Origin of the sequence: Thermofilum sp. (assembly GCA_038741495.1) — an archaeon.
Classification (GTDB): Archaea; Thermoproteota; Thermoprotei; order Thermofilales; family Thermofilaceae; genus Thermofilum.
Window position 1 is genome coordinate 650,149 of record JAVYKX010000001.1, and the last position, 24,898, is coordinate 675,046.

Sequence of the window (24,898 nt, forward strand, 5' to 3'; positions counted from 1 at the left end):
AGGCGCTTTGAAGTGGTTAGAGCACGCTCAGCGGTAGTCCACTGCTGCGCTCGGGAAGGAGCAGGGGCGCCCGTCCGGGAGCTTCCGCGCTGCAATGTATATATGTCATTACATTGCATTACGGGTTGTGCCCTTGGTTACTGTCCGCGTGAGCGAGGAGCTTAAAAAGCGCATGAGCGAGGCTAGGCACATTAACTGGAGCGAAGTTGTGAGGCGGGCGATACTCGACGCTCTCGAGGGCGGGGGAGAAAGGAACCTTGCCAAGGCTGTCCTCCTCAACGAGCGGAACGTGGTAGTGCCTGACGAGGGGTTTGACAGCGTAGAGGTGATTCGGGCATGGAGGGAGAAGATCCAGCGGAGGTGGTAGTTGACGCCTCTGTCGTAGCGAAATGGTTTATTGCCGAGAAGGGTCGCGAGAAAGCGGTTAAGCTCAGAGACGACTATGTGGACGGCAAGGTTAGGCTGCACGCGCCGGCGCTCATGCCTTTCGAAGTGCTGAACGCTGTCAGGTTTAGCAGGCGCGACGTGAAAGCTGATGTGCTCAAAGCCGTGGCTGAAAGCCTAGCGCTCTACGGTATACGGCTTCACCAGCTCAGCGGTAGGTACGCTGAGCTCGTGGTGGAGGTAGCGCTAGAGAACGGTATAACTATCTACGACGCTAGCTACGTCGCGCTAGCTAAGTACCTCGGTGCTGTGCTCTACACTGCTGACCAAAAACTCATCGAGAGCTTGAACAGCGAGTACAGGGTACTAGTGAAGAGCATCGGAGAGTATGGGGAGACTCTCGGCTAGCTCTACAGGCGAGAAGGGAAAAAAGAAAGTTGCAGAGAGTTAGCCGTGGTTCTTCATCGCTTTTAAGAGGTCTTCAACAGCTTTCGCGACTTCCTGGATCGACGCTTCGTCTTCGAGCGTCGACACGTCGCCGAGCGGCTGCCCGCTGACAACTGCTTTGAGAAGCCTCCTCATGATTTTCCCGCTCCTCGTCTTCGGGAGGCTAGTTGTGAAGTACAGCTCGCTCGGCGTGGCCACGGGGCCCACTGTCTTCCGAACCCACTCGATGAGCTCTCTCCTCATCTCCTCGGAGGGGTTGTGCCCTGCTCTCAGCGTTACGAAAGCGACGATAGCTTCTCCTTTAACTGGGTCCGGCCTGCCGATTACAGCTGCTTCCGCGACTGCCGGGTGCATCGTGAGCGCGCTCTCTATCTCCATAGTGCCCAGCCTGTGGCCAGCCACCTTGAGGACGTCGTCAGCCCTGCCGAGGAGCCAGAAGTACCCGTCCTCATCCCTCATGGCGTAGTCACCTGTGTAGTAGATCGCCGGTGGGTGGAAGTAGAACTGCAGGTGCTCGCTAGGCTTGAACTTGCTCCAGTAGACTTCCCTGTACTTCTCCGGGTCGTTCCACAGCGTTGTCAGCATGCCGGGCCACGGCCCCAGGATCACCAGGTAACCCTTCTGGTAGGGTTTCGCCGGCCTACCTTCCTCGTCGATAACTTCTGCGTGAACGCCGGGGAGCGGGAGGGTGGCGGAGCCGGGCTTGAGCGGTACGAGCTCTATGCCGGGAGCTGGGCTTATCATTATGCCGCCGGTCTCGGTCTGCCACCATGTGTCAACGATCGGGCAGGCTCCGCCGCCAACAACCCTGTGGTACCACTTCCACACCTCGGGGTTTATCGGCTCTCCCACCGTTCCGAGCAGCCTGAGCGACGATAAGTCGTGCTTCCTCACCCACCTCTCTCCGAACCTCATGTGCATCCTGATCGCGGTAGGCGTCGTGTAGAACACCGTGACGCTGTACTCCTCAATGATCTCCCACCACCTGTCGGGCGCTGGGTAGTCCGGCGCACCTTCGTAGACTACGATGGTGGCGCCGTGCAGGAGGGGTCCGTAGACAACGTAAGAGTGCCCGGTGATCCACCCCGCGTCGGCCGTGCACCAGTAGATGTCCTCGGGCTTTATGTCGAAAACCCACTTCATGGTAGCCCACAGCCAGACCATGTAGCCGCCCGTGTCGTGAACGACACCCTTCGGCTTACCCGTCGTGCCCGACGTGTAGAGCACGAAGAGAGGGTGCTCGCTCTCCACAGGCTCAGCCCCGCTCTCCTTCTCTGCGCCCTTCACCAGGTCATCCCACCAGAAGTCCCTCCCCTCCTTCATGTCGACGTCCACGTTAGCCCTCCTGACTACCACGACGTTCCGGACACTCGGAGTCTTCGCGAGCGCCACGTCGACGTTCTGCTTCAGCGGCACCACCTTCCCCCTCCTATAGCCGCCGTCCGCGGTGACGACCACCTTCGCCTCCGCGTCCCTGATCCTCGTGACGAGAGCCTCCACGCTGAAGCCCGAGAACACAACGCTGTGTATCGCACCTATCCTAGCGCACGCAAGCATTGCGACTAGCAGCTCGGGGACCATAGGCATGTAGATCGTGACCCTGTCGCCTTTCTCAACGCCGAGGCTCTTGAGCGCGCTCGCGAACCTGCTCACCTCCCTCCAGAGGTCGAAGTACGTCAGCACCCTCCTGTCGCCGGGCTCCCCCTCCCAGAACACGGCAACCTTGTTCTTCACCGCGCTCTTCAGGTGGACGTCCAGAGCGTTGTACGAGGCATTCGTAAGCCCGCCTACGAACCACCTCGCGAAGGGCGGGTTCCACTCGAGGACCCTATCCCACGTTCTAAACCAGTACAGGTTCCTGGCGACCTCGCTCCAGAACTTCTCAGGGTCCCTGAGTGCGGCTTCCTGCAGCTGCCTCAGCTTGTGGCCGTACGTGATCTCTCTCGTCTTCTCTCTGTAGAGGCTTGTGACTTCTGTCGACATGTTGCTCGACGCCTGCAGTAACAAGAATTAAAACATTACTAAGTATTAATTGTATCAAATCCGAAGCGGAGAGGTGTTCTCCCGAATTTCTTCCAGAGCGATGCGCGGAGCGGAAGCTCAGGAGCTAGGCTGGCGGAGCTCTAGCGGAACTTGCGGTTGGGTTGGAGTACTGGAAACACGTTCCCGCTGAAGCTTACCGCGAGACAACACCGGAGGGCTGCGACATCCTTCTTGCCAGTTGCGGCGCTACCACGAGAAGCGTGCCGAGAGTCGCTGCCACTAGAACTGGAGTGATCGTTTCTGGCTTAGAGGCTACGGCGAATGGGATGTAAGCGGTAAGGTAGCAGAGGGCAGAGCACCTCCAGCTCAACGGGCAGGAGCCCCCAGCTTTCGCGATACGCTCAGCGAGGAGCAGGGAGGCTGCGGAGACTGTGAACCAGCCGGCAAAGTTCTCGAGCGGGATGCCGAACCACTCCCCGGCTCTCGCCCACCTCCAGAACCCGTAGCTCACCATCACTGGGTCGATCGCCATGTCGAGCGACGTGGTCAACAGCGAAGCGTAGAGGACTCTCTGTAGCATGCTCCCAAACCTCGAAGCCACCATGTAGGAGACCGTGACGTAGAGCCCCCAGCCGTAGACTACCGTTAAGGGCACGCCGAGCAGGCTCGGAGCCCTCCACTCGTAAGTGTACACGCCGAAAGGGATTCCCGTCCTTGTCCCCAATGCCTCGAACGCAAAGCCCACAAGCAAGCCCGCGAAGAATACGGTGACCGGTCGGCGACATCCAGCTCTAGCGAGCAGCGTCAGGGAAACTGCTGTCAGCGAAAACTGGAGTGCTTCTCCAAGCCTTAGGAGAATCGCTCTCTGGGAGGTTGCCACAAGTGAGAAAATTACTAATCCGCTAGCTAGAAACCCGGCGGCTAAGAGAAGCTGGGGCTTGCACTGCTCTCTCAAGATGCTCGTCTTAGACAGGTTTAGGCGCTCCTCTTAAGCTTTCCTGCGGGAAAACTTCTCGCAGGTAGAGCGAAGCGACGTGGGAATGCGGGCATCTCTAGCTTGACGGGGTGGCGGAATACCTGCTTCCAAACGAGTTAAGGATGAATCAGGCTTGTCGAGAAGAGTGAGCCGCGCTCAAGGAGCAGGGTTAGAGTTATCATAGCTCTCTGCTTCATCCACGCTAGACCAATGGGGTAGAGCTCTCAGTGCTGGAAGTTCTTACCTACTGCCTACAAAGTGTTACATAGCTTTCAAACTTGAAAGACATTCCTGCGTAGTAACCTGAGTAAAGCTGCCTGTTCACCGCGATCACTCTGGACTCTTCGAAAAAAATCATCGATAGATAATAAATGCTCTTTAGATAATATGCGGGGAAGAAAACACCCGATATTAGCTCCTTTACTCAGCTAGGGCGTGTACACGAATGTCGCATATCCGTTGCTGAGCCAAATGTGCCCTGGATCTCTCTTATCGTCAAAGGGCTCGTAGTTGTAGAAGTACGCATAGTCCAGCAGCGTGTAGTATCCCTTTGAGGAAGCGATCTCGGCAAAGTCCTTCTCGGCATACTCGCTGTAGCCGCTCCAGCCCTCCCAGGGCCATTCGTCATAATGCGTAGTCGCGAGGACATACCTCCCCCAATTCTGGTTGTACATGTAATCAGGCGGGTTCGGAGCATAGATCCTCATGTGGAGATACACGTACATGCGGAGATATTTGGAGTAGTGAGGAGTCAGGAATCCCGACTTGGTTCCACGATCCTCATCCCACACCCACCCATCTCCGTCGTCGAGGTACGCATACATAGGGTTGGCGAGAACTGTGGGCCCGAAGTAAATGCCCTTAATCTTGTTGACATCCGCGTTCCCGTAGAACACCATTGTTACTGGCCAGTCGACATTACTAGAGGAGACATTTCGGGAGGTGAAATCGTAGTTGTAGAACCTGTCTTCTAACACGGCGAGAGTCAAGAGGCTCCGCGCAGTCGGCCCGTAAGCGTGTACAGCTACGAGGAGCAGCGCCGCAATTAACAGCAGAGCGAGCTTCCTCAAGCTAGTCACCCCGGTAGCGGATGGGCCCTCCGCTCCTCTCCTGCAGAATCCTCATGCCCGCTAGGTCTACACCGACTAGGACTTCAAGCTCGTTATCAAACACTCTGAAGAATGCAGCCCCTTCCGGGTACTCGCCCGTGTAGTAGATCGCAAGCAGCACAATTCTCTTGCTCGGCTTAAGCTGCTTAACAGGCTCGTAGCCCAGCGCTATCTCCTTCGCTCTCTGAACCTTCTCTACCTCTCTATCATCCCTGAGGACAGGGTCCCTCTCAGCCCTCCCCACTCCCGGGTGGATGCGAGTGACTTCGCCTTTCTCCAGGTCAACTACTACTTGCATGCTCTCCGTCCACATCTTCGCCACGGCCCTTCCCCGAGGCTTCGCCGGGTACTCCTCAATCTCGACCCACACCGGCTCGCTAAGAAGTATCACAACAGTTACTTCGCTACCGTAGACTATCTGATTGTAGAGAACTTCTTCAAGAGGCTTCCAGCCAACGTTCCCAATTAACCCCCTAATCCTCTCGCTCCCACTGACTATCTCAAGAGCTCTCCGCGCCTCCTCCCCTGTTATCATCCTCCCTACTGCCCCACTCTCCACGCCTCCAGCTTCAAGGGGTTTCGGCTTTACCGGCAGGGGTATCGAAACCGCCGATGAGGGCGCTATTGAAAAGACGAGAAGAATCACAGCCGCCACCGAGAAAGCTAGGAGAGCTAGAACCAGCCCCCTTCCCATCTTCTCCTTTTCTACGGCTAAGTAGAACTATATTATGTTTTTCCCCTCGGGAGCCCTTCCTCCAGCTTCACACCAGGGTCGACAACGAGCCCCGGCCTCCCGCGGAGATCACGTAGGAGTTCGTCCTCAGAGGTCCGCCAACCACGCGGGCGTATCTGACTGCAGGCATCCCAGAACCGCCTGCGCAGCGCTTTATGTAGTTTCCTGAGCTGGCGCGGCCGGAGGCAGGGCTCAAGCCGCCCTCGCGCGGGAGGAAGAATAGTAAGACTTAAGTCTTACTCAAGTCTTACTAATTTTGTGCACAAAGTCAGGGTTTCGAGCAAGGGGCAGGTCGTCATACCGAAGAGCATTAGAGATGAGCTGGGCTTGGCGCCCGGCACTGTCCTCTGGGCTAAGGTTGAGGGAAACAGGGTTGTGCTGGAGCCTGCGAGAGAGCTTCCAGCCCACTTGTTCGTAGAGGCGGGGCCTAGGGTCACTGAGCCTCTGCTGCGCGAGGCTAAAGCGGCGAGCGACAAAGTTGAGAAGCTGCTGAGGGATCTGGGAGTTGGCGAGAGTAGCGCTTGACACCAGCGTTATAGTGGAGTACATTGACCTCAAGGGGAGGTACCACAGGCAAGCCAGAGCTATTTTTGAAAGCGTGCTGGTGGGGAAGCTGGAGGCAGTTATCCCTCACCCGGTCTTAGCGGAGACATACTACGTGGCAGCGAGGATTTACACTGTAATCGGCTTACCCGAGCCTCTGCGGAAAGCTGGGGAGCTTGTCAAGCAGCTGGCAGCGCTCCCGACAGTTGAGGTAGTTGAAGGCGCTGAGCTCGCTGTCGAAGCGGGGTCTGCGAAGCTGAAGCTGGGCCTTGCGCTCACTGACTGCTACGTCCTAGCAGCCGCTAAGCTGGCTGGGGGGAAGGCTGTGTTCAGGAGCAGGGAGGCGGAGATGGCTAGAGCGGCAGAGCGCCTGAAAGAGTACAGTGTAGTCTTCCTCGAAGACTACGCGTAAAAAGTTCGACTCACACCGTCTCCTCGCATCTGGGAGGGTTAAGCCTATTGGCGATCTCAGCGCGAAGAGGGCTGACTGCCCCACTGCTAGGAAAGGTGTGGAGAGGCTCGCGGAGATGCTTAAAGAAAACAATGCTCTGCGCAGCTGGGGGTGGGGCTATCCACGTCTGCACGGGCTCTTTCCAGCTTTCCTGCTTATTTTTGGAGGCGGAGTCCGGCAACGAAGTACTCTACCATCGGCCTCATGCTCACCTCTTCAGCCGTGAGGCGAGGAGTTCCGGCACCTCGCCAAGCCTCCTGGCAACGGGGATCCCAGCCCTCTCGAGTGCCTCCACCTTGCCCGCGTAGGTCCCGGTTGCCCCGAAAGCTATTGCGCCCGCATGCCCCATCCTCCTCCCAGGCGGAGCGGCCCTACCCGCGATGTAGGCGACTACAGGCTTCCCCGGGCTGGCTGCGTAGCGCTTAGCGAACTCCTCCTCTTTGGTGCCGCCAATCTCGCCCACGAGGACTACAGCGTCGGTCTCCGGGTCTTCCAGGAACCTCTCGTAAACATCCCAGAAGCTGAGCCCTGTGACCGGGTCTCCGCCGATACCTACCGCGGTGGAAACGCCGAAACCGGCTGCCGCTAGCCGAGCTGCCACCTCGTAGGTTAGCGTGCCGCTTCTCGAGATTAAGCCTATTCTCCCGGGCTTGAAGAGCTCGCCAGGCATGATTCCGACCTTACACTTCCCGGGCGTGATCACGCCGGGAGTGTTCGGCCCCACGACGACTGCGCTCTTGCTCTTCGCGTAGCTCACCATGAGTAGAGCCTCGTGGACGGGGATACCCTCTGTGATGACCACGATGAGCCGGATGCCAGCGTCCACCGCCTCGTAGACAGCGTCCGGAGCGAAGCGCGGGGGGACGAAGACTACCGAGGTGTTCACCTCAGGGTGAGCCTCCACCGCTTCAGCAACAGAGTCGTAGACAGGCACGCCTAGAACCTCGCTACCACCTTTACCCGGCGTAACTCCAGCTACCACCCTAGTCCCGTACTTGAGCATCAGCTCGGTGTGGAGGCTTCCCTGCCTTCCGGTGATCCCCTGCACCAGCACTCTCGTCTCTCCACCCACCAGGATCGCCATCAGCCGACCACCTCTCTCACAGCATCCTCCAGGGATGGGTACGCCACGATGCCCGCTTCCCTCAGGATCCTCCTACCCTCCTCCTCCATGAAGCCAGAGAGCCTCACCACGATCTTGACGTCACGTTCCTTCCTCTCGCGAACAGCCTCCACAAGCCCTCTCGCAACCTCATCGCACCTCGTAATCCCGCCGACGATATTCACCAGGATTTTCGACACTTGCGGCTGAGCGAGCACGAGCCCTAGAGCCGCTTTAACTCGCTCCGCGGCTGCCCCTCCTCCAAGGTCGAGGAAGAGGCCCGGCCTCCCGCCGGCATCCGCGACCGCGTCCAGCGTCGCCATTGTGAGGCCCGCGCCGTTACCTACTACAGCGATGTCGCCTTCAAGCTGCACTGCAGCAAACCCCCACCTCCTCGCCTCCCGCTGCAGGGGTCCCAGCTCCTCCTCGTACCTGGAGATGAAGCTCGCGAGCTTCGGGTTGCCGGAGTCCTCGTCTGCGATCGCCTTCCGGTCGATCGCGACGAGGCCGTGCTCCGTCTCCGCGAGCGGGTTAAGCTCGAGGAGCGTGAGGCTGTAGTCCCACAAGGCTCTGAACATTCCGCGGAGCACAGGCTCGAGCAGCGCTTCTGAGACGCCCAGGTGCTTCGCGACTCTCCTCACCGCGTAGCTCCTCAGCCCCACGCTGGGATCTAGGCGGAGTGACAGGAGGCTTCCCGCCGCCTTCTCCTCGACGGAGACCCCGCCAGCGGTGCTAGCGAGGAGCAGCACCCCGGGAGGGTCGCCACCCAGCATCATCGAGAGGTAGAGCTCCCTCCTTGGCTTAACGAACTCGGAAACCATCACGTAGCGCACACGCTCCGCGCCGAAGGGGGAGCCGAGCATGCTGCGCGCTAGCTTCTCAGCCTCCTCCAGCGTCTCCGCGAATTTCACCAGCCCTGCTTTCCCCCTACCCCACCCCCTCACCTGGGCTTTAACGACGAGCGGGCTTCTAAGGTGTGAGGCAAGCTCGTTAAGCTTACCCACGCTAGTGGAGTCGACGGTAACCGCCGCCTCGGTAGGGATCCCGTACTGCTCAAGGATCTCCTTAACTTCGAACTCGAGTAGTATCACACTAACCGGGCGGCCGCCAGAATAAAAATCCTTTACACCCCCGGCTCTAGATTCACATTGCCAGGCTGCGGGGCTGAGGATTCTCCTACACGCTAGCCGGTGTTAGCCACCCGGCTGAAGCTGGACTTTGAGGCTGCGACATGGAGGCCCGCTGCAGCCCCTTCAAACTTTCCTCAGCCTCGGCATGACGTACTTGGGGATCACGTAGCCCACTACAGCGTTGCTCGCCGCCGAAGCCAGGAAGATCGCTGCTGCTATGAGGGGGGTGAAGCTTGGTATCACGTTCAGGAACAGTGCGAGGAAAAAGTACACGTAGAGCCCTGCCGAAAGGCCGGAAGCCACCATGGCCGCCACTATCAAGGGGATGTTGTACTCTCCTTTAGCAGACCTCTCGTACACTCTGGTCGGTATGAAGATCAGGTCCAGCACTAGGCCTCTGATCAGGAACGTACCCAGCATCAGGGGGGAAGGGGACACAAGGCTGTAGAACAGCCCGGAGGCTGCAGCTATCGCTGTGGCTGAAAAGGGACGCGAGACCGTTAAGGCACCCGTCAGGAGAACGACCGCGTAAACTATGGCGCCGAACGATGCCGTCGCCGCAACGATCAGCGATGCAATAAACGCTAAAGCCGAGAATATCGCGAGCAAGGTGATTTGTGAGCTCCTTCTTGAGAGGGGGGCCGGCATGGCCGTACTAGCGACTCCTCTACACCTATTTAATCTCTCATAGCTGTTCCTTGATATATTGTATCCTTGATATATTGTACATGGCGAGGCCAAGCCGGGAGATCCTGCACCCGCAGGAGCTTTTCTCCACCGCAGGTGACACCTCGGTAGGACACGCTTTTTCGACAAGCTGCGAGCAAGGACTGCTGCCCGCAGGTAGGCGTAGGAACTCGACCGGCGTTCTCGAAAAACGTTTTCTCACTTTAAAGCTGCACAGGCACTTGGGGTAAGCTTTACGAGCGCTTAAGCTGGAGGGCAGCTAGCGTTAAATCAAAGAGCACTGCCACGGGTTGCGATACAAGGTAGGCTAGCGAGCCGGGGGTGCCGATGAGCCGCGCTAAAGGGTTCCTCTACGCTCTCGAGTGTGCTCGCTGCGGTTGGGTGGGGGTCTGCGCGTTGGAGGATCTTCCGCGCGCTTCCTGCCCGAGGTGCGGTGGGCTACCGCTTATCCGCTACCGGGGTGCTCGATTCGAGATCCGGCGCGGCGAGAGGGGGGTTTGGAGGTACTCTTCCCTGCTGCCCCCGCTCCCGGTGAAGGTCTCGCTGGGTGAGGGCTTAACACCCGTTACCGCGGTCGGCGAGGTGCTCGTGAAGAACGAGCGCTTGAACCCCACGGGCTCCTACGCGGATAGGGCTTCTGCCGTCATCGCGTCTCACGCTAAGAGCGTGGGCGCTTCACAGCTCTGCGTGGAGTACGTCCAGGATTTCACAAAGTCGCTTGCACACTACCTGCACTTCTCCGGGCTCAGGGTTCGCGTAGCAGCTGAGGATGTGCTCGTAATAGATGGTGAGGACGCGTTCCTCTTGGCTTCGCGGGAGGTCGAGGTGAGCGCCGCGTGCCCGGAGACACTCCGCTACCCTAACCCGCTCACTGTGGAGGGGTTGAAGACCATCATCTTCGAGATGTTCGAGCAGGGTGTGAAAGCGGAGAGGGTGGTGGTTCCAGCGAGCACGGGGGTACTCGCCTTGTCGCTCCTCAAGGGGCTAGCGGACCTCAGGGAGGTGGGGCTCGACGCGAGCTACGAGGTAGTTGCCGCCGCGCTCAAAGGCTCGAAGCCACCGTACCTCGAGGGTGTCGCTGGTGTCAGGGTGGTCGAGGTACCCGGGGTGGAGCTCTTCGAGACGTACAGGAGGCTCGTGGGCAAAGGTTTCAGGGTTAAGCCGATCGTCGCGCTCAGCTACCACGTGGCGGAGAACCTCGGCAGCTCTGCCGCTGTGGCCACCATGGGGTACAGGGCTCCTGGGAGGAGGAAGGATAGCGACGTGAGGAGGCTCGTCCTCGAAGCCTTGCGCAGGGGGGAGGCTCTCACAGCTTACGAGATCTGGAGGGAGAACCCTCTCTTCACTCTCCGAGCCGTGTACAAAGCTGTGAGAGCTATGGAGAGCCGCGGGGAGATCTGCGGGGAGGTTGTGGCGAGGGGGAGGAGGAAGGTCAAGGTCTACAGGCTGTGCTCGTATTGAACGTTCAACAAAGCTAATAGCAGGTGTCTTGAGCGGTTGTAGAGGTGACCCGGTTGAAGCTAGTAGAGTCGTACGAGTTTCTCGAAAAGCTCAGAGACCTTATATACTCGCTTCTAGAGCTCAGGGACAAGGCTAGGGAAGAGGGTCGCGAGACAGTTCCGCTGCGCGAAGCTACACCGCTCGTGAAGTACGGCTTCATCTCGATGTTTAAGGGCGGGGTCATAATGGATGTGACGAACGAGGAGCAGGCGGGGGTGGCTGAGGACGCGGGAGCTGTGGGTGTGATGATCCTGGATAAGCTGCCTTATGACGTTAGGATGGCGGGCGGTGTCGCGAGGACTGCAGACCTCAACGTGATCCTCAGGGTGATGGAGTCCGTCACCATACCGGTCTCCGCTAAGTGCAGGATAGGGCACGCGGAGGAGGCGAAGCTCCTCGAGGAGGTGGGGGTGGACCTCATAGACGAGAGCGAGGTGCTGACCCCCGCGGACGAGAAGAACCACATAGACAAGTGGGCTTTTAAAGCGCCTTTCGTCAACGGGGCGAGGAGCCTCCCGGAGGCGCTGCGGAGGATCTACGAGGGGGCTTCGATGATAAGGACGAAGGGCGAGCCCGGGACGGGGAACGTAGCTGAGGCTGTGAGGCACATAAAGCTCGTCAACAGGGATATCGCGGCCCTCAGGGGGTACTTCCTCTCGGGGGACTACGAGGCGATCTGGTACTACTCGAAGGAGAACAAGGTTCCCTACGAGCTCGCGCTCCTGACCGCGAAGCTCGGGCGGCTCCCGGTGGTGAACTTCGCAGCGGGCGGGATAGCGACTCCCGCCGACGCTGCGCTGATGATGTGGCTCGGCTCCGACGGGGTTTTCGTGGGCTCAGGGATCTTCAAGAGCCAGGATCCCGGGAGCAGAGCGAGGGCTATCGTGCTCGCGACATCCTTCTACGATGACCCTGAGACCGTGGTCGAAGCGCAGAGGATGGTTTCGGAGAAGGGCGCCATGATGGGCATAGACCTCAGGACGCTGAAGCCTGAGCAGCTAATGCAGGTGAGGGGTGAGTAGCGTGGTGCGAGTCGGGGTGCTTTCTCTCCAGGGGGACTTCCTCGAGCACCTAGAGATCCTCAAGGAGGCTGGGGCAGAGCCCGTAAAAGTCAAGAGCGCTGCAGACCTGAGAGGGCTCGACGCGCTAGTAATACCGGGCGGCGAGTCCACAACCATAGGGAGCTTGATAAGGGCTAGGGGGCTTGAAGGCCCTATAAGGGAGCTGGCGGACAGCGGCGTGCCCATCATGGGGACTTGCGCGGGCGCCATCCTGCTCGCAAAGAAGGTGGCGGACAGGGTTGTGGGCGAGACAGGCCAGCCCACCTTGGGGCTGATGGACGTGGCAGTTATCAGGAACGCGTTCGGCAGGCAGAAGGACTCTTTCGTTACTGAGCTCGATTTCGAAGGGGTGGGCAGGGTGAGAGCTGCTTTCATAAGGGCACCAGCGATAGCAGAAGCTTGGGGCTCCGCGAGGATAGTTTCCTACGTTGAGCACCCGCGGCTGGGAAGGCTTGGAGCCGCTGCACTTCAAGGCTCGATGATAGCGCTTGCCTTCCACCCGGAGATAACCAGCGAGAAGAAGATCTACGACTTCTTCCTTTCGAAAGTGAAGAAGTAGTTTTTCTTCCCGGTTCAGTCTTAGAGGGGCTAGGCCCGCCAGCCTTTTTCCAACTGAGGAAGAGTTACAGGCTTTCCAGGAGCAGGGCTCGCTCCGGGCCCGGGTACGGTTTACCTTTCTAGGGAACAGCTGTAGGCAGAGCCCTGCGAGGCTGAGGGGTTTGCAGGGCTGGGAGCCCGGGGGCGTGCCTTCGACCAGGAGGATACTGTTGTGGGAACACTTTACGGAGCGCAGGCAGGTGGTGCAGCAGATGAGCCGGCGGGGAGGCTGTTTCAAGCGGTGCTTTCGTCTCTGCAGGTGCGCACCGGTAGTTCTTCAGGGCTTCTCTGACCGGTGGCTACTCTCCTGGTGAGCGACATCCTAGTGGCGGCGGGCTACGTTAGCCAGAGCCTTTTCACCCAGCTCACTCTATCCAGCTCTCGATCCTCTGAGACGATCCAGCTGATACCGTTCACTTTCATAACGCCCAGGTGCAGGGCGTCTGAAGGCCGGATCTCGTACACTCGAATGATCTCCTCCGCTTCCCCGTACTCCTCTGCTCCGATCTGCAGCAGCTGGGTGAAAGGTTCAACAAAGCTCTTGATGAAGTCTAGCGTCACGGAATAAGGTACGCCGTACTTCTTCTTAGAGACGAATAGCAGCTCGTCCAAGACGAGAGCATCCGTATACAAGCGGTGCTCGGATACCAAGCGGAAGTAGAAATCCTCGTACTTAGCCCTGAGCGCCTCTTCAGCCATCGTGTTCAGGTAGATGAGGAGGTTCGCGTCGAGAAAAACCCTCACTCGAACTCCTCCTCCAGGTAGACTTCAGCGAGCTCGCCCGGCCTGGGTTCAACCCTCCCCCTCAAGCTCCGGAGCTTCTCGACATGCTCCCTGAAAGCTCTCCTAAGCTGTTCCTCGTCCACCTGCCTCCTAGCAGGCTTAAGCAGCAGAATACCATCACCAACCTGAGCTAGCAGCACGTCCCCCTCCTCTACGCCGAGAGCCTCCCGCAGAGCTTTCGGTAAAATCACGTAACCCTTCCTGCCGACCCGGAGCCTCAACACCAAACCAAGCCCACCTGATGTCAAACCAGGTTTGACAGCTATAAATCTTGACATCGAGTAGAGCGGGGAGGGGCTTCAGCTCCGATACCGTGGCTGAGCGCCGTCAGCCTGTGAGCATCGTGTCGAGAAGCAGCATGAGGTAGAAGCCGAGGAGGAAGCCTAGAGTCACCTTGAGCTCGGATGCGTCCTCCCGGTAGATTTCGGGGATTAGCTCTTTCAGCGTCACGTAGAGCATTGCACCTCCCGCAAGCCCCATTGCCAAGGGTAGCAGGTGGGGAGTGTAATGCAGCAGCGCTGCGGCCAGCACAGCTGCTACCGTCTCGCTGAGCCCGCTTAAGGCTCCCACAGCGACTCCGGCAGCCTTGCCTCTGAGCTTGGAGACTGGTAAGGCTATCGCAAAGCCTTCGGGGATGTCCTGAGTCCCTATAGCCACCGCGGTGACGACGCCGAGAGGAATCGAGTAGAAAGTTGCCACTCCTACGACGAGGCCTTCCGGAATGTTGTGAATCAGGATGGCGAGCGCCAGCAGAGCTGTCTTCCGGAGCAGCTTAGCTGCTTCGGGAGGCCCCTCGTAACCCTTGAAGAGGTGCTCGTGTGGTGTGAACCTGTCGACCAAGTGGATGAGGAGGACCCCGAGAGCGATCCCCAGCGAGATTGCGGGGAAGCCGAACTGCTCGATCCCCGGGAGGATCAGGCTGGTGAAGCTCGAGACTAGCATTACGCCAGCGGCGAACGCTAGCTCGAGCTCGAGCTTAAGAGAGCTTCTCCTGGTGAAGAGCACGCCGAGAGAGCCGAGCGTTGTGGTGGCCGCGACGAGTAAGCCGTTGATGAAGCTGGCAGCCAGGGGGTCGCCCCCGCTAACCTCCTCGATAATCTTTAACACTTTTACAGCGTAGTCGCTGCTCAAGCAGCAGCACCTCGAGCTCTCCAGCTAAGTGTTGAAGGCGGGAAAAATAATAATGGTTTAGTCGCCTAGAGCCGGGCTTCTCCCTTCCACAAGCCGTGAATGTTGCAGTACGAGAACGCGATGAGCTTACCGGGCTTGTCCGCTTTGAAAGTGAACAGCGCTACAGGCTCGGTGTACACGCCGCTCGTGTTCGGACCCTTAACGGACTCTCCGTGAGCTTCGAAGTCTGCCCGGCCGATCTTGAAGGGGTACGGCTCCCCTTCAGGCCAGAAGATCAGCTCGATGTACCGTATGTGGTGCTCGGTCGTGTTGGGGTGCGGGATTTCCTTGCCCACCGTGACCCTTACAGTGACCAAGTTGTCCTTCCGCTCGATAACCTCGATAACTGGAACGTGCTTCTCCTTCTTCCAGTCCTCCGTCCTGAAAAGCTCTGCTGCCATCGTGAACTACCCGCGCGGAGATCTAAAAAACTTACCGTTGGAAAAACCAACCGTCTACCTGACTTCCTGACGACGGAGGAAGACTACATATGAGAGGGCGATGAACACGGCAGTGTAGGCTGCAAGGATAGTAAGGTCTAGCCACCCTCTCGAGAGAGCGTCCGCTATGCTCACGTAAGCGAACGACCCGGCCAAGGTTCGCTGGCGGGCAAAAATTGCATTAGCCACGGAGGAAAACCTAGCGTTTGGTGAGAAGAATTGCACACTGCTCGTTATCTGGTTAAGCTGAGTCCTGTACTGGGCTACAGGGCTAGGCTCCTGGCCTGGTACGCCTGGCGTAGTAGCGTTAGGCCTGCCGGTGAAAGCTGGAGGCGGGCCCAGGACTTGAAAGGCGATGAGCGAAGCCACTATCGGGAGGATGAAGGTAAAGAAGATCCAGACGACGAGGCTGATGACGAGTGCTTGGCCCGACCTGCTCGAGAGTACGCTCACGAACAGTGCCATAGCGTAGTACACGAGAGCTAGGAGCGTGGCCGGCAGCAGGAGAAGCAGCAGCCTTACGAGGTCTTCACCGGTCAGGTTAATGCCCTGCACGATAACTGCGAGAGGCAGGGATACTGCAGTGGAGACGCCGAGAGCTAGAGTGATGAGGCAGACTGCCGCGATAACTTTCCCGTTGATGAAGTCGTCCCGGAAGATGGGCCGCGAGAGTACCAGCCTGATTGTGCCCTTCTCTCTTTCTGCCGCGATCGCGCTGAACCCGAGCGCTATGCCTAGGATCGGCGCAACGTACTGGAAGGTCGTGACGGCTTGGTTCCCAAGCTCGAACGCGGCTCTAGTGAACGTAGCCATGCCTGCGAAGCCTCTTACAGCGAAACCGGCGTAGGACGCTGCCGCTAAGTAGAAGAGAATGAAGATGGCGACGATGCCCCAGTACCTGGCGCTCTTCAAGTTCTCGAGAATCTCTTTCCTCGCAACTACGAGCGCTTTCTCGATCACTCCTCACCACCTCCGTAGTAGAAACGGTAAAGCTCATCCCAAGTGGGGGTTAGCGGTGCGAGGTACCTCACCCGGTACTTTCCGGTAACCGCCGTCAGCTCCTCCGAGATATCACGGCTCGCGCGCACTCTGATTTTATCATTCTCGAGAGCAACGTAGCTTACGCCAGCTATGCTTCGCAGCTCGCTGAGCAGCTCCTCCACCCCCTCCGCGACAGCAAGCTCGTAAGTGTAGCCTCTAGCCTCCCTGTACTTGATCGAGAGCTCCCCTAAACTGCCCTGTGCCACTACTCTCCCTCTCCAGATCAGCGCTGCATGCGTGCAGACGTGCCCTAGCTCGTGGAGGAGGTGCGTGGAAACTAGTATTGTCCTACCCTCCCTTACCAGCTGCTCCATAAGTTTCTTAAACTCTGCCGAGCCCTGGGGGTCGAGGCCCAGCGTCGGCTCATCGAGAAGCAGCAGCTCGGGATCCTTGAGGAGAGCCTGAGCTAGCGCCAGCCTCTGGGTCATTCCTCTGGAGAAGCTCTTCACCTTAGCGTCAGCCCACTCCCTAAGCCCGACAAGCTCGAGCACTTCGTTAATTCTCTCCTTCAGCTTGGAGGGAGGTATCCCGTCGAGTCTACCGAGGTACTCGAGGTTCTCGCGGGCTGACATATACTCGTAGAAGCCGTAGTTCTCGGGCAGCAGGCCCACGCGCTTCCTGATCTCTAACGACTCCCTCACGGAGTCGAAGCCTAGCACTCTGGCAGATCCGCTCGTGGGGAGCTGCAAGCCGACAAGAATGGATATCAGCGTGGTCTTCCCGCTCCCGTTGGGGCCGAATAGGCCGTGCAGTACTCCCTTAGGCACGCGGAAGCTCACCCCGTCGAGGGCACGCACCTCGCCGCTCCTATCTCTGTACACCTTCACGAGGTTCTCCACCTCGATTGCCAGCTCAACCATCCCGCTCACCTCCTGCCGAACTTCCTGAAGGCGAGCACGACTCCCGCGAGCAGGAGGGCAGCTGCCAGCACCGCGTAGTAGGCAGGAGTGGAGGGTGGCTTCACGAAGACGTGGAGGTCACGGCTCTGCGCGTCAACATGGTCCGCGGATAGAACCAACGATATGTAGTAGTCTCCAGCATCGACCGTAGGGTCTGCAGTGACAGAGACCGTGAACGTGGTCGTGTTGCCAGGTTTGAGGAGGAGTACATTCTGCGGGCTCACCGATGCTGTGAACCCGCTGGGCGCGCTCGCCACCGAAAGCTTCACATTCGTGAGGGAGCTGTACCCATCGTTCCTCACTGTAACCTGGAAGGTGCTTGTGGAGCCTGGGAGCATTTCCACGTAGAAGTTCTGCGTGACATACGAGAGCTTGTAGCTGCCCAAAATACCTAGGCTTAAGCCCAGAGAGTCGCCCGTGCTGCCGGCTGTTACCGATACCTGGAAGCTGACGGCGCCCGGCTCGGCGAGCGGAGGAACAGACACAGCGAGGTAGAGGTTCAAGCTTCCTCCGGCAGGCAGGTAGACCTGGCTGACAACGTTGCCCTGCGCGTCCTTAAGCGCCCACGTGTAGCCTTGCGGTAGGCCTGAGACAGCCACGCTGGCTACGCAGTCTGAGTCGCCGAGGTTTGAGAGAGACAGCTGGTACTGCGCGGTCTTCCCCGCGTACGTGTTGACGAAGGGGGTGGGCGTCGTCAGACGCAGGGCTGGAGTACTGCTCGCGACAGTAACGTTGATCGTTAGTTTTTCAATGAAGTATGGGTCTACCCCGCGGAGCGTGAGCGTGATAGGATACGTTCCAGGGCTCGCTTCTCTAGGCACGCTGAGCATGAGAGTGGCCTGAGTGAAGGCTCCGCTGTCGAGACGCAGCTGGGCGATAATCGTACCTGTAGCATCCTTCACTACAGCACCCCATCCCGGGGGCGTGGAAATCTCCAAGGCTGCGCGCACAGGGTCCGAGAGCGGGTTTGAGATTTTCAGCGGGATCTGGAGGACGCTGCCTGGAGCAGCTTTAAGCGCTTCAAGCTGAGAGCTGAGAAGCCCCAGCGGCTGCTGCACTACGCTGACTAGTAGGTTCCGCACCTGCGTGGTGGAGCCGGAGAACATGGCGAAGATGCTGCACACGGCAGGCTGCATGTACGGCGCCTTAACCTTGAGAGTTAGGCTCACTGTTTCTCCCGGCCCTAGGGACAGAGAGTTTACAGGCGCGCTGCCCGAGTAAAGCTTCACATCGAGGCTGCAGTTCCCCGATAACTCGATAGTCAAGTTCTCGGTCGCCGGGCCCTTATTCGATACCGTGACAGGCACTGTGGCTGTACCCAGGGCGGAAAGCTGCAGTGCGGTGATCGGCAAGGAAACTGAGAGAGCGTAGTCCAGCACGATAGTCCCCAGGTTGGCCGTGTAGTAGGTTGTCTTGCTTACTGTGAAGGCGATAGACTTCTCTACGTAACCCTGCTTCGATAGCTTCAGGGTGTAGGTTCCCGGCATCAGCGGGACTGTGAAAAAGCCGTCAGCGCTGGTGGAAGTGCTTGCCACCACCACGTTGTTTGAGTCGTAGACAATAACCTCAACTCCCGCGACCGGTTTCCCATCTCTGCTGACGACGTAACCCATCACTCCTACGCTGCCCTGAGCTTCGGCGGAGGTGCTCGGCTGGGATAGGCTCGTTAGCGCTGAAGCCAAGACCACTAGAAGCGCTACAATCACCGGGAGAGCTCTTGCCTTACTCATGCTTGTTGCGCATGGAAGCTGCGCCGTCATAATTGGCTTATGGACTAGAAGTCTACTACGCTCCTAGAGGTGATCTTCGCACCTCTAGAGGGTTCTCTGCAATACTCCCGCAGGCTTCAGCTGAAGCTGCAAGCACGCGACCGGCGGCTCTTCTCTTCAGCGGCTTACTGCGGTTTCGCGTCACCGATTTTACCTTGAGGGTGCTAGCTTCAGCTGTGCGCGCAGCCGGGTACTGTAGCTCTCTCAGCGAGCTGCTGAGGCTCGACGACGTGATTCGGCCTTTGAGGGTCTTCGTGGCCTACACGATCCTCTGGGCAGAGGAGCCGCGGCGACTAAACTTTGAGAGTAAAGTGAGAGAGCTGGTGGAGCACCTCAGCTCGCGCTACACGCTCGACTCCCTGAAGGAGGATTCGGTCTTCAGAGCTTACAGGGACTTCTTCTGGAGGATCAGGGTAGACCCCACGAAGACTAGGCCCTCGAGCGAGGCGCTCGTGAGGAGGGCTCTGAGGGGCTCCTTCCCGAGAGTGTTTACCGTGGTGGACGCGGGCAACATCGCCTCAGCGTACACGGGTGTCCCGATAGGCCTGTACGACCTGAGCAGGGCTGCGCCGCCCCTCACCCTGACGCTCAGCCGAGGAGGAGAGGCCTTCAACCCGATAGGCGGTGAGCCTGAAGCCCTGCCGGCTGGGCTACCTATCCTTGCTGACAGCAGAGGAGTAGTCATGCACGTTTACCCTTACAGGGACAGCGTTGAGACAGCGATCCGGGAAGACACGAGAGAAGTCCTCGCGCTGGGTGCCGGCGTCCCGGGAGTCGAGGAGAGCAGGGTCGCGGAAGCTGTTAAGAAGGTCTACGAGCTCCTCTCCCCGGCTGGGTGGAGCTGGTGCGGAGAGGTAGCTGTCAAGAAGCTAGCCGGTCGCTAGCCTGCACGACGCTGCCTAGCCGCCCCTCAACGCTCGGGAGCTCGGGCAGAGCTTCGAGAGGGGGCACTCCCCGCACTTAGGCTCCCTGGCGGTGCAGATCTCCCTGCCGAGCTTTATAAGCAGCAGGTGGGCTTCCAGCCTACTCCTCTCCCGGAAGACCTTGTGCAGGGACTCTCTCACTTCCCGGTAGCTCGAGCCCTTCGCGAGCCCTAGCCTCTTCGCGACGCGCCGAACGTGCGTGTCGACGGGTACTACCGGGAAGCCTGAAAAGGCGAGAAGCACGTCGATCGTCTTGTCCCCAACCCCCCTCACGGAGCCGAGCACTCTGCGGACTTCCCCCTCACCCCGCTCCAACAGCTTCCGCAGGTCGCCACCGTAGTCGCGAAGCACGAGCTCCGCAGCAGCGACGATAGCCTTGGCTTTCTGCTCCCACAAGCCCGCTACCCGGATCGCTTTCCCCACCTTCTCGGCGCCAGCCTCGAGGACCCTCGCAGGCTCAACCCCCACCTCTCTCTCCAGCCTCTCGAAAGCGAGGAAAGTGTTCCGCTCGTTGGTGTTCTGCGAGATAATCGTCGCCACAAGCACGCGGAAAGGGTCCCCGCTCTTCGCGGCCTCGAGCGCTGCAAACTCGCTGCTATCCAGCTCGAAGCGCTCCCTGAGCAGTCGGAGAATCACGTCACCCAGCTCGAAGCTACCCGACACGAGCCCACCGCGCAGGGAGCACGCACCCCCCGCTGATATCTTTTGCCGGGCTTCGCGCGAGCTAGCCGAGAGCCCAAAGCGCTTCACACCGCGCCGAGATAGACTGCGGAGGTGGAGCCAGCTCGGGAGCGGGCTGGAATCTAGAGTGAGCAGCGGCTGGGGAAAAATTCGCACCCTAGGGAGTGGCTCCCGGGCTTCTCCCTCGCTCTAGGGTGGCTGGTGCTTCTCCTCTTTCCTCCGCATGAGCGCGCCTGCTAGGCAGAGTGCTCCTGAAAGCAGTGCAAGCCAGTACCAGGCCGTGAACTGGGATGTCACGCTGGCTTTCACGAAGCTCTCCGTGTGGGTTAGCGGGTATAGGTTCAGCGTTATGTGCCGGCTCATGTAGGGAATTAAAGCTTCTCTAAAGTCCGGTGCTACTTGAGCTACCAGCGGGTAGAAGAGGGACGCTACTGCAGTGACGCCAAGCAGTACCAGCACTCCGAACCCTACGGCCATCGTGAAAGGCCTGAGGTTGAGGAGCCTCCGGGACCACGCTCTCCCGCGCAGCAGCGAGCCGGCGATAATCGTAGCCGAGCCGAAGATGGCGAGCAGCCTCGCCGACAGGAACAGCGCGTTCATGAAGGGCGAGGGTGTAACGAGCTGCGAACCTAGTAGCTCGACTCTCAGCTCGAAAGGCGAGAAACCCAGGTACATGACGGGGCTGGAAGCACTACCCACGATCAGCTCCCACCAAGCACCGCCAGCCGCGGCCACCGCTAGGAAAAGAGCGCCACCGGCTAAGTAGAGCAACCTGTATCTCTCCACGCTAACCACCACTAAGACCTAAATCGACGGAGAAGCTGAGGGGGAGCTCTGCCGAGCCTATGATCAGCGTAGCCTCCCCCGAGAATCTCGCAGAAGATTTCGAGAAAAAGTCTGGAAGGCTCTCGCAAGCCCCTTTCTCCAGGAGGAGCTCAACGTTCACGAGCTTCTCCTCTCCCGGCTCCAGGGTGAAAGGCTGGAGGGCAACCTTCCCGGAGAACTCCCCGGAGGGTGCAGCTACTCTCGCATCGGCGTCCTTCAAGCCGACCCTAATGCTCCCAGAGTTGGAAACCCTCACCTTCAGCAGGCACACGTTCCCACCCGAAACGCTGTAACCCTCAAGAGTTGCGCGAAACGACCTCGGGTCAAACTCCAACCTCGGAGGAGCTAGATCTGGGATGAAGAAGTCGCTCAACGACTCAGAAGCAGAGTAGTAGTAAGCCTGAGGTGCTAAAACCAGTGCAAGAGAGATAAGCCTCAGCAGCCACACTATAACAGCCTCGCTTTCCATAGGAGAAGCGGAAAAACCCGGTATATAAACATGTGCCGTGAAAGCTGAAGCGGCAGGCTAGACCTCCACTGAAGCATAGCGTTCGCTGCGAGAGCTACGTGCTCATCTCAGGATTCCCGCTTCGGCTTCGCGATACTGGGAGATCAGCTTTCCTTCAGGCGTCGCTCGCTCAGCTGTTTTCTCTTCGCGTGGTCACTGCGGTGGCGGGGAGCGATCCCCGCCTTTTAACATTCGAAGTGCTGCCCCCTTCTTCCTTGCCAGCAAGGTAGAGCTCGAAGAGGCGGTGGGACGTTCACGCCACTGCTGGCATCTTCGAGTAAAGTAGAAGCTGGAAAAAGCAGCGGTGAGCAGTCCTCACCCCCTGGCCTCCACTGCGCACCCCCATGCCTGGAGAAGCTCGCTCCCGCCTCAAAGCGTAGCAAGAGGTTTAAAGAGAGTGTCGGGATTCGGCAGATAGCTCTCGCTTGTTGCGCTAGAGCTGCAGCCTCTTCGCAGTAAGGTACTTCAGGGGGTCCACTATCCCGAAAGTGAACGCTGCTGAGAGCCCGAGCGGGAAGAGCACTTGCTCCAGAGGTAGCGGGGGAATCACTGCGCCATGAAGAGCAAGCAGGGTAAAACCGACTACTGCAGCTGTAGTCGAGAGAGTCAGCTCCCTGCCCGGCCTCGAGGACCAGAAGTGCTTCCTCTCCCTCACTGAGTAGACTCTGAACTGGCTGTTATAGACGAGAACCAGCAGCATAAACGTGCGCAGTTTCTCCGGGCCTAGGTGGAAGTAGGTTCTCCCCACAGCCATCGCGGCAATGCTCTCGGCAGCGTAGAGCAGGCCTACAGCAAGCGAGGCTAACGTGATGTTCTTGACATTCCACTTGTTCGGGTTACTAGTGTGCTTCACGTTATCTGTCGCAAGCGACATTGTGACGAAGTCGTTCGCAAATATCAGCAGTGTCATACCCAGCAGGCTGAGTACCACATCACGAAGCCAGAAGAAGCCGACTGTCAGCAGGGCGATGAACTCTATCGTCTTGGAAATCTTGTTTATAACCCAGGTCAGCATCCTCTGGTATATCTGCCTACTCACCTTCACCGCGTTGACGATTACCCTTAATCCCTCTTCTGTGAGGACCACACTCGCGGAAGCCTTCGCCACATCCGTCGCGTTGCTCACGGCTATCCCCATCTCTGCCTGCCTTAGCGCGGGCGCGTCGTTAACCCCATCGCCGGTCATCCCTACCATGTGCTTGTTCATCTGCAGAAGCTTCACTATCCTGTACTTGTCCTCGGGGTATACCTCAGCGAAGCCATCGTACTCCTCGATGGCTTTTGCAGCCTCCTCGTCCCTCAGGGCCCTGAGCACGCTTATCGGAGCGATTCGGCTGCCGATCGAAACTTGGGAAGCCACCTCCTTAGCAATGTGGATGTTGTCACCCGTGAGCATCATAGGCTTTATGCCGAGAGCCTTAAGCTCCTCTATCATAGCTCTCGAGTCTGGTCTAACGGGGTCGGTCAAGGCTATGAGGCCCACGATCGAGAGCTTGTTGAGGTCTCCCCGCTCCGACTTGGCCACAGCCAGGGACCTGTAGCCCCTGCGGGAAAGCTCCTCCAGCTTCTCCTCCACCTCTCTCCTGGTTTCTATAGGACATTCGCAAAGGTCTAAGATTACCTGGGGCGCGCCCATAACCACCTTAAAGAGCTCCCCTTCAGCCTCGACGATGGCTTCAGACCTCTTAATAGCCGGGTTGAAAGGCGTGTAGGAGACTCGCTTGTAGCGCTCGAGTTTCAGGCTCATTGACCTCGCGTAGCTTACAACTGCCATGTCAATCATGCTCCCGCTTTCCTCCTCGGACGCTAAGCTCGCTGCCAGCACCACATCCTCTCTCGTGTATCTAGAGAAGGGTACAACTTCAGCGACTGAGAGCTTGTTCTGCGTTATTGTCCCCGTCTTGTCTAGGCAGATCACATCTACGGAGGCCGCATCCTCTATAGCGCTGAGGTGCGTCACGAGGACCCCTTCTTTCGCCAGCTCCAAGGCCCCCACAGCTTGCACTATCGTGAACACGGCCGGCAGCGCGACCGGGATAGCACCCATTAAGAAGATGACGGCTAACGTCAGGATGGATAAAGTGCTCATTCCTAGTGCTAGTGCGTAAACCGAAGCTAAGGCTAGCGCTGCTACGGCAACGTACATCATGTACCTGGTTATGGACAGCACGATCTCCTCCTGGTGAGACTTCGGCCTCGCTTTCTTAACAAGCTCGGCAGTTCTCCCAAAGTACGTGTTAGCACCAGTGCTAATTACTACGCAGTCAGCCCTACCCCTCACCACTAGAGAGCTCGAGTATAGGATGTCTGAGGGGCCCAGGTCCACTGGCAGGGATTCTCCTGTTAAAGCTGACTGGTCGACAGAAACTCCCCCGCTCAGAATCTTAGCGTCTGCGGGCACTAAGTCGCCGAGCTCTACGCGTATAATGTCCCCGGGCACGAGCTCCCTAGCGTCTTTCACCGTCCACTTACCGTCGCGAAGTACTTTCGCTTTAACCGCTAGTCTCTTCTTCAAGTACTCCAGTGCTTTTTGCGAGCGGTGCGAGTGCACAAAGCCCACAGCTGCGTTCACAGTAAGTAGAACGAAGATGATGGCAGCCTCAAGGTAGTGGCCGATGAGAACTGAGAGGACGATAGCCAGCTCGAGGAGCCAAGGCATAGGGCCCCAGTAGCGCTTCAAGAAGTCGGCAACAGGGCTCCTTCTTTCTTCCATTACCTCGTTGTACCCGTACTTCTCCAGCCGAGCTCTCGCTTCAGCCTCTGAAAGCCCCTCCGCAGAAGTACCCAGCACCCTGAGCACTTCATCGACAGGCAGCCGCCCAAACTCCGAAGTGCTCCTCAAAGGCGTCTCCGGAACGTGGGGAACTAAGATTCTAAAAACTTTAGTGTATATCCTGGCATATGTCCTGTAAAATATTTTCCTCGGGTATTTCTCTCGCACTTCTAAACTGAATGTAAAGTAATGTAAAGTAATGTAAAGTAAAGGAAAAGCAGCCCTCATAGCTGCAGGACGCTGAAGCGGCTTGAGGAAAAAGCTGTAGGGACGAGAGTTCTCCGGGAGCCTGGCGCCCGTGGCGGTGCCTGCAGTACTTTCTAAAGATTGGCAGCCCAGCTCTCCAGCACTCCTCTCCTGCTCAGCGCCAACCGTTAGCTACC

At 58.5% G+C, this 24,898-nt stretch carries 27 protein-coding genes; 9 read left to right on the top strand and 18 right to left on the bottom strand.

Features of this window, described 5'->3' with window-relative positions; genetic code table 11:
* Positions 1-133 precede the first annotated feature (133 nt).
* Both QXU72_03710 and QXU72_03715 read left to right on the top strand, forming a co-directional pair.
* Positions 134-367 (top strand): hypothetical protein, encoded by a 234-nt coding sequence (locus QXU72_03710; protein ID MEM0494363.1) that lies wholly within the window; start codon positions 134-136, stop codon positions 365-367.
* Positions 337-792 (top strand): type II toxin-antitoxin system VapC family toxin, encoded by a 456-nt coding sequence (locus QXU72_03715; GenBank protein ID MEM0494364.1) that lies wholly within the window; start codon positions 337-339, stop codon positions 790-792. Before QXU72_03710 ends, QXU72_03715 begins: the two co-directional genes overlap by 31 nt.
* 39 nt (positions 793-831) lie before the next feature.
* Here the strand turns inward: QXU72_03715 and acs are convergent, their stop codons facing one another.
* From acs to QXU72_03735, 4 genes are all read right to left on the bottom strand, one after another.
* The gene (acs, locus tag QXU72_03720; protein ID MEM0494365.1) at positions 832-2,814 is read right to left on the bottom strand and encodes an acetate--CoA ligase; all 1,983 of its coding nucleotides are present in this window, start codon (positions 2,812-2,814) and stop codon (positions 832-834) included.
* Positions 2,815-3,007: 193 nt separating this feature from the next.
* Positions 3,008-3,694, bottom strand: coding sequence for a carotenoid biosynthesis protein (locus tag QXU72_03725; GenBank protein ID MEM0494366.1), 687 nt, complete (start codon positions 3,692-3,694; stop codon positions 3,008-3,010).
* A gap of 524 nt (positions 3,695-4,218) precedes the next feature.
* Entirely contained in the window at positions 4,219-4,860 is a 642-nt protein-coding gene (locus QXU72_03730) for a hypothetical protein (protein MEM0494367.1), read from the bottom strand.
* A 1-nt stretch (position 4,861) separates the two neighbouring features.
* On the bottom strand, positions 4,862-5,593 hold the full coding sequence (locus QXU72_03735; GenBank protein ID MEM0494368.1) for a hypothetical protein: 732 nt from the start codon (positions 5,591-5,593) through the stop codon (positions 4,862-4,864).
* Positions 5,594-5,890: 297 nt separating this feature from the next.
* Between QXU72_03735 and QXU72_03740 the strand changes: the two genes are divergently transcribed.
* Entirely contained in the window at positions 5,891-6,157 is a 267-nt protein-coding gene (locus QXU72_03740; GenBank protein ID MEM0494369.1) for an AbrB/MazE/SpoVT family DNA-binding domain-containing protein, read from the top strand.
* Entirely contained in the window at positions 6,138-6,587 is a 450-nt protein-coding gene (locus tag QXU72_03745) for a PIN domain-containing protein (protein ID MEM0494370.1), read from the top strand. Before QXU72_03740 ends, QXU72_03745 begins: the two co-directional genes overlap by 20 nt.
* Positions 6,588-6,834: 247 nt before the next feature.
* On the opposite strand, the gene sucD is transcribed toward QXU72_03745, so the two are convergent.
* The 3 genes from sucD to QXU72_03760 form a co-directional block, all read right to left on the bottom strand.
* On the bottom strand, positions 6,835-7,710 hold the full coding sequence (sucD, locus tag QXU72_03750) for a succinate--CoA ligase subunit alpha (GenBank protein MEM0494371.1): 876 nt from the start codon (positions 7,708-7,710) through the stop codon (positions 6,835-6,837).
* Positions 7,710-8,819 (bottom strand): succinate--CoA ligase subunit beta, encoded by a 1,110-nt coding sequence (locus QXU72_03755; GenBank protein MEM0494372.1) that lies wholly within the window; start codon positions 8,817-8,819, stop codon positions 7,710-7,712. Before QXU72_03755 ends, sucD begins: the two co-directional genes overlap by 1 nt.
* Before the next feature lie 162 nt (positions 8,820-8,981).
* Positions 8,982-9,506 (bottom strand): hypothetical protein, encoded by a 525-nt coding sequence (locus QXU72_03760; GenBank protein MEM0494373.1) that lies wholly within the window; start codon positions 9,504-9,506, stop codon positions 8,982-8,984.
* An 80-nt stretch (positions 9,507-9,586) separates the two neighbouring features.
* On the opposite strand from QXU72_03760, the gene QXU72_03765 reads away from it, so the two are divergent.
* The 4 genes from QXU72_03765 (at position 9,587) to pdxT (ending at position 12,665) form a co-directional block, all read left to right on the top strand.
* Positions 9,587-9,775 (top strand): hypothetical protein, encoded by a 189-nt coding sequence (locus tag QXU72_03765; protein MEM0494374.1) that lies wholly within the window; start codon positions 9,587-9,589, stop codon positions 9,773-9,775.
* A gap of 97 nt (positions 9,776-9,872) precedes the next feature.
* Entirely contained in the window at positions 9,873-11,006 is a 1,134-nt protein-coding gene (locus QXU72_03770) for a hypothetical protein (protein ID MEM0494375.1), read from the top strand.
* A gap of 53 nt (positions 11,007-11,059) precedes the next feature.
* Positions 11,060-12,067: a pyridoxal 5'-phosphate synthase lyase subunit PdxS gene (gene pdxS, locus QXU72_03775; protein ID MEM0494376.1), complete on the top strand. Its 1,008-nt coding sequence runs from the start codon at positions 11,060-11,062 to the stop codon at positions 12,065-12,067.
* A 1-nt stretch (position 12,068) separates the two neighbouring features.
* Positions 12,069-12,665, top strand: a complete 597-nt coding sequence (gene pdxT, locus QXU72_03780) for a pyridoxal 5'-phosphate synthase glutaminase subunit PdxT (GenBank protein MEM0494377.1) — start codon at positions 12,069-12,071, stop codon at positions 12,663-12,665.
* A 374-nt stretch (positions 12,666-13,039) separates the two neighbouring features.
* Here pdxT and QXU72_03785 read toward each other — a convergent pair whose 3' ends face one another.
* The 7 genes from QXU72_03785 to QXU72_03815 form a co-directional block, all read right to left on the bottom strand.
* Positions 13,040-13,447: a type II toxin-antitoxin system VapC family toxin gene (locus tag QXU72_03785; protein MEM0494378.1), complete on the bottom strand. Its 408-nt coding sequence runs from the start codon at positions 13,445-13,447 to the stop codon at positions 13,040-13,042.
* On the bottom strand, positions 13,444-13,710 hold the full coding sequence (locus QXU72_03790) for an AbrB/MazE/SpoVT family DNA-binding domain-containing protein (GenBank protein MEM0494379.1): 267 nt from the start codon (positions 13,708-13,710) through the stop codon (positions 13,444-13,446). The genes QXU72_03785 and QXU72_03790 overlap by 4 nt, the downstream gene beginning before the upstream one ends.
* A gap of 103 nt (positions 13,711-13,813) precedes the next feature.
* Complete coding sequence (locus tag QXU72_03795) at positions 13,814-14,617, bottom strand: ZIP family metal transporter (protein MEM0494380.1); 804 nt, start codon at positions 14,615-14,617, stop codon at positions 13,814-13,816.
* A 65-nt stretch (positions 14,618-14,682) separates the two neighbouring features.
* Positions 14,683-15,057, bottom strand: coding sequence for a desulfoferrodoxin family protein (locus QXU72_03800; protein MEM0494381.1), 375 nt, complete (start codon positions 15,055-15,057; stop codon positions 14,683-14,685).
* A gap of 54 nt (positions 15,058-15,111) precedes the next feature.
* Complete coding sequence (locus tag QXU72_03805) at positions 15,112-16,056, bottom strand: ABC transporter permease subunit (GenBank protein MEM0494382.1); 945 nt, start codon at positions 16,054-16,056, stop codon at positions 15,112-15,114.
* Positions 16,053-16,997 (bottom strand): ABC transporter ATP-binding protein, encoded by a 945-nt coding sequence (locus QXU72_03810; protein ID MEM0494383.1) that lies wholly within the window; start codon positions 16,995-16,997, stop codon positions 16,053-16,055. The genes QXU72_03805 and QXU72_03810 overlap by 4 nt, the downstream gene beginning before the upstream one ends.
* A gap of 5 nt (positions 16,998-17,002) precedes the next feature.
* Positions 17,003-18,766, bottom strand: coding sequence for an NEW3 domain-containing protein (locus tag QXU72_03815; protein MEM0494384.1), 1,764 nt, complete (start codon positions 18,764-18,766; stop codon positions 17,003-17,005).
* Positions 18,767-18,981: 215 nt separating this feature from the next.
* On the opposite strand from QXU72_03815, the gene QXU72_03820 reads away from it, so the two are divergent.
* Complete coding sequence (locus QXU72_03820) at positions 18,982-19,689, top strand: phenylalanine--tRNA ligase beta subunit-related protein (GenBank protein MEM0494385.1); 708 nt, start codon at positions 18,982-18,984, stop codon at positions 19,687-19,689.
* 15 nt (positions 19,690-19,704) lie between these two features.
* Here the strand turns inward: QXU72_03820 and nth are convergent, their stop codons facing one another.
* The 4 genes from nth to QXU72_03840 form a co-directional block, all read right to left on the bottom strand.
* A complete protein-coding gene (gene nth, locus QXU72_03825) occupies positions 19,705-20,391 on the bottom strand; it encodes an endonuclease III (GenBank protein MEM0494386.1) in 687 nt (228 codons plus the stop codon).
* A gap of 207 nt (positions 20,392-20,598) precedes the next feature.
* Positions 20,599-21,195 (bottom strand): hypothetical protein, encoded by a 597-nt coding sequence (locus QXU72_03830; protein ID MEM0494387.1) that lies wholly within the window; start codon positions 21,193-21,195, stop codon positions 20,599-20,601.
* A gap of 1 nt (position 21,196) precedes the next feature.
* Complete coding sequence (locus QXU72_03835; protein MEM0494388.1) at positions 21,197-21,703, bottom strand: hypothetical protein; 507 nt, start codon at positions 21,701-21,703, stop codon at positions 21,197-21,199.
* A 472-nt stretch (positions 21,704-22,175) separates the two neighbouring features.
* Complete coding sequence (locus QXU72_03840) at positions 22,176-24,584, bottom strand: plasma-membrane proton-efflux P-type ATPase (GenBank protein ID MEM0494389.1); 2,409 nt, start codon at positions 24,582-24,584, stop codon at positions 22,176-22,178.
* Positions 24,585-24,898 lie beyond the last annotated feature (314 nt).

What these genes read in the sequence shown, in the direction of transcription:
- QXU72_03760 (MEM0494373.1), bottom strand. Translation starts at nt 9,506, where the DNA reads ATGCCGGCCCCCCTCTCAAGAAGGAGCTCACAAATCACCTTGCTCGCG.
- QXU72_03810 (MEM0494383.1), bottom strand. Translation starts at nt 16,997, where the DNA reads ATGGTTGAGCTGGCAATCGAGGTGGAGAACCTCGTGAAGGTGTACAGA.
- QXU72_03770 (MEM0494375.1), top strand. Translation starts at nt 9,873, where the DNA reads ATGAGCCGCGCTAAAGGGTTCCTCTACGCTCTCGAGTGTGCTCGCTGC.
- QXU72_03800 (MEM0494381.1), bottom strand. Translation starts at nt 15,057, where the DNA reads ATGGCAGCAGAGCTTTTCAGGACGGAGGACTGGAAGAAGGAGAAGCAC.
- acs (MEM0494365.1), bottom strand. Translation starts at nt 2,814, where the DNA reads ATGTCGACAGAAGTCACAAGCCTCTACAGAGAGAAGACGAGAGAGATC.
- QXU72_03715 (MEM0494364.1), top strand. Translation starts at nt 337, where the DNA reads ATGGAGGGAGAAGATCCAGCGGAGGTGGTAGTTGACGCCTCTGTCGTA.
- sucD (MEM0494371.1), bottom strand. Translation starts at nt 7,710, where the DNA reads ATGGCGATCCTGGTGGGTGGAGAGACGAGAGTGCTGGTGCAGGGGATC.
- QXU72_03835 (MEM0494388.1), bottom strand. Translation starts at nt 21,703, where the DNA reads ATGGAAAGCGAGGCTGTTATAGTGTGGCTGCTGAGGCTTATCTCTCTT.
- QXU72_03735 (MEM0494368.1), bottom strand. Translation starts at nt 5,593, where the DNA reads ATGGGAAGGGGGCTGGTTCTAGCTCTCCTAGCTTTCTCGGTGGCGGCT.
- QXU72_03815 (MEM0494384.1), bottom strand. Translation starts at nt 18,766, where the DNA reads ATGAGTAAGGCAAGAGCTCTCCCGGTGATTGTAGCGCTTCTAGTGGTC.
- QXU72_03765 (MEM0494374.1), top strand. Translation starts at nt 9,587, where the DNA reads ATGGCGAGGCCAAGCCGGGAGATCCTGCACCCGCAGGAGCTTTTCTCC.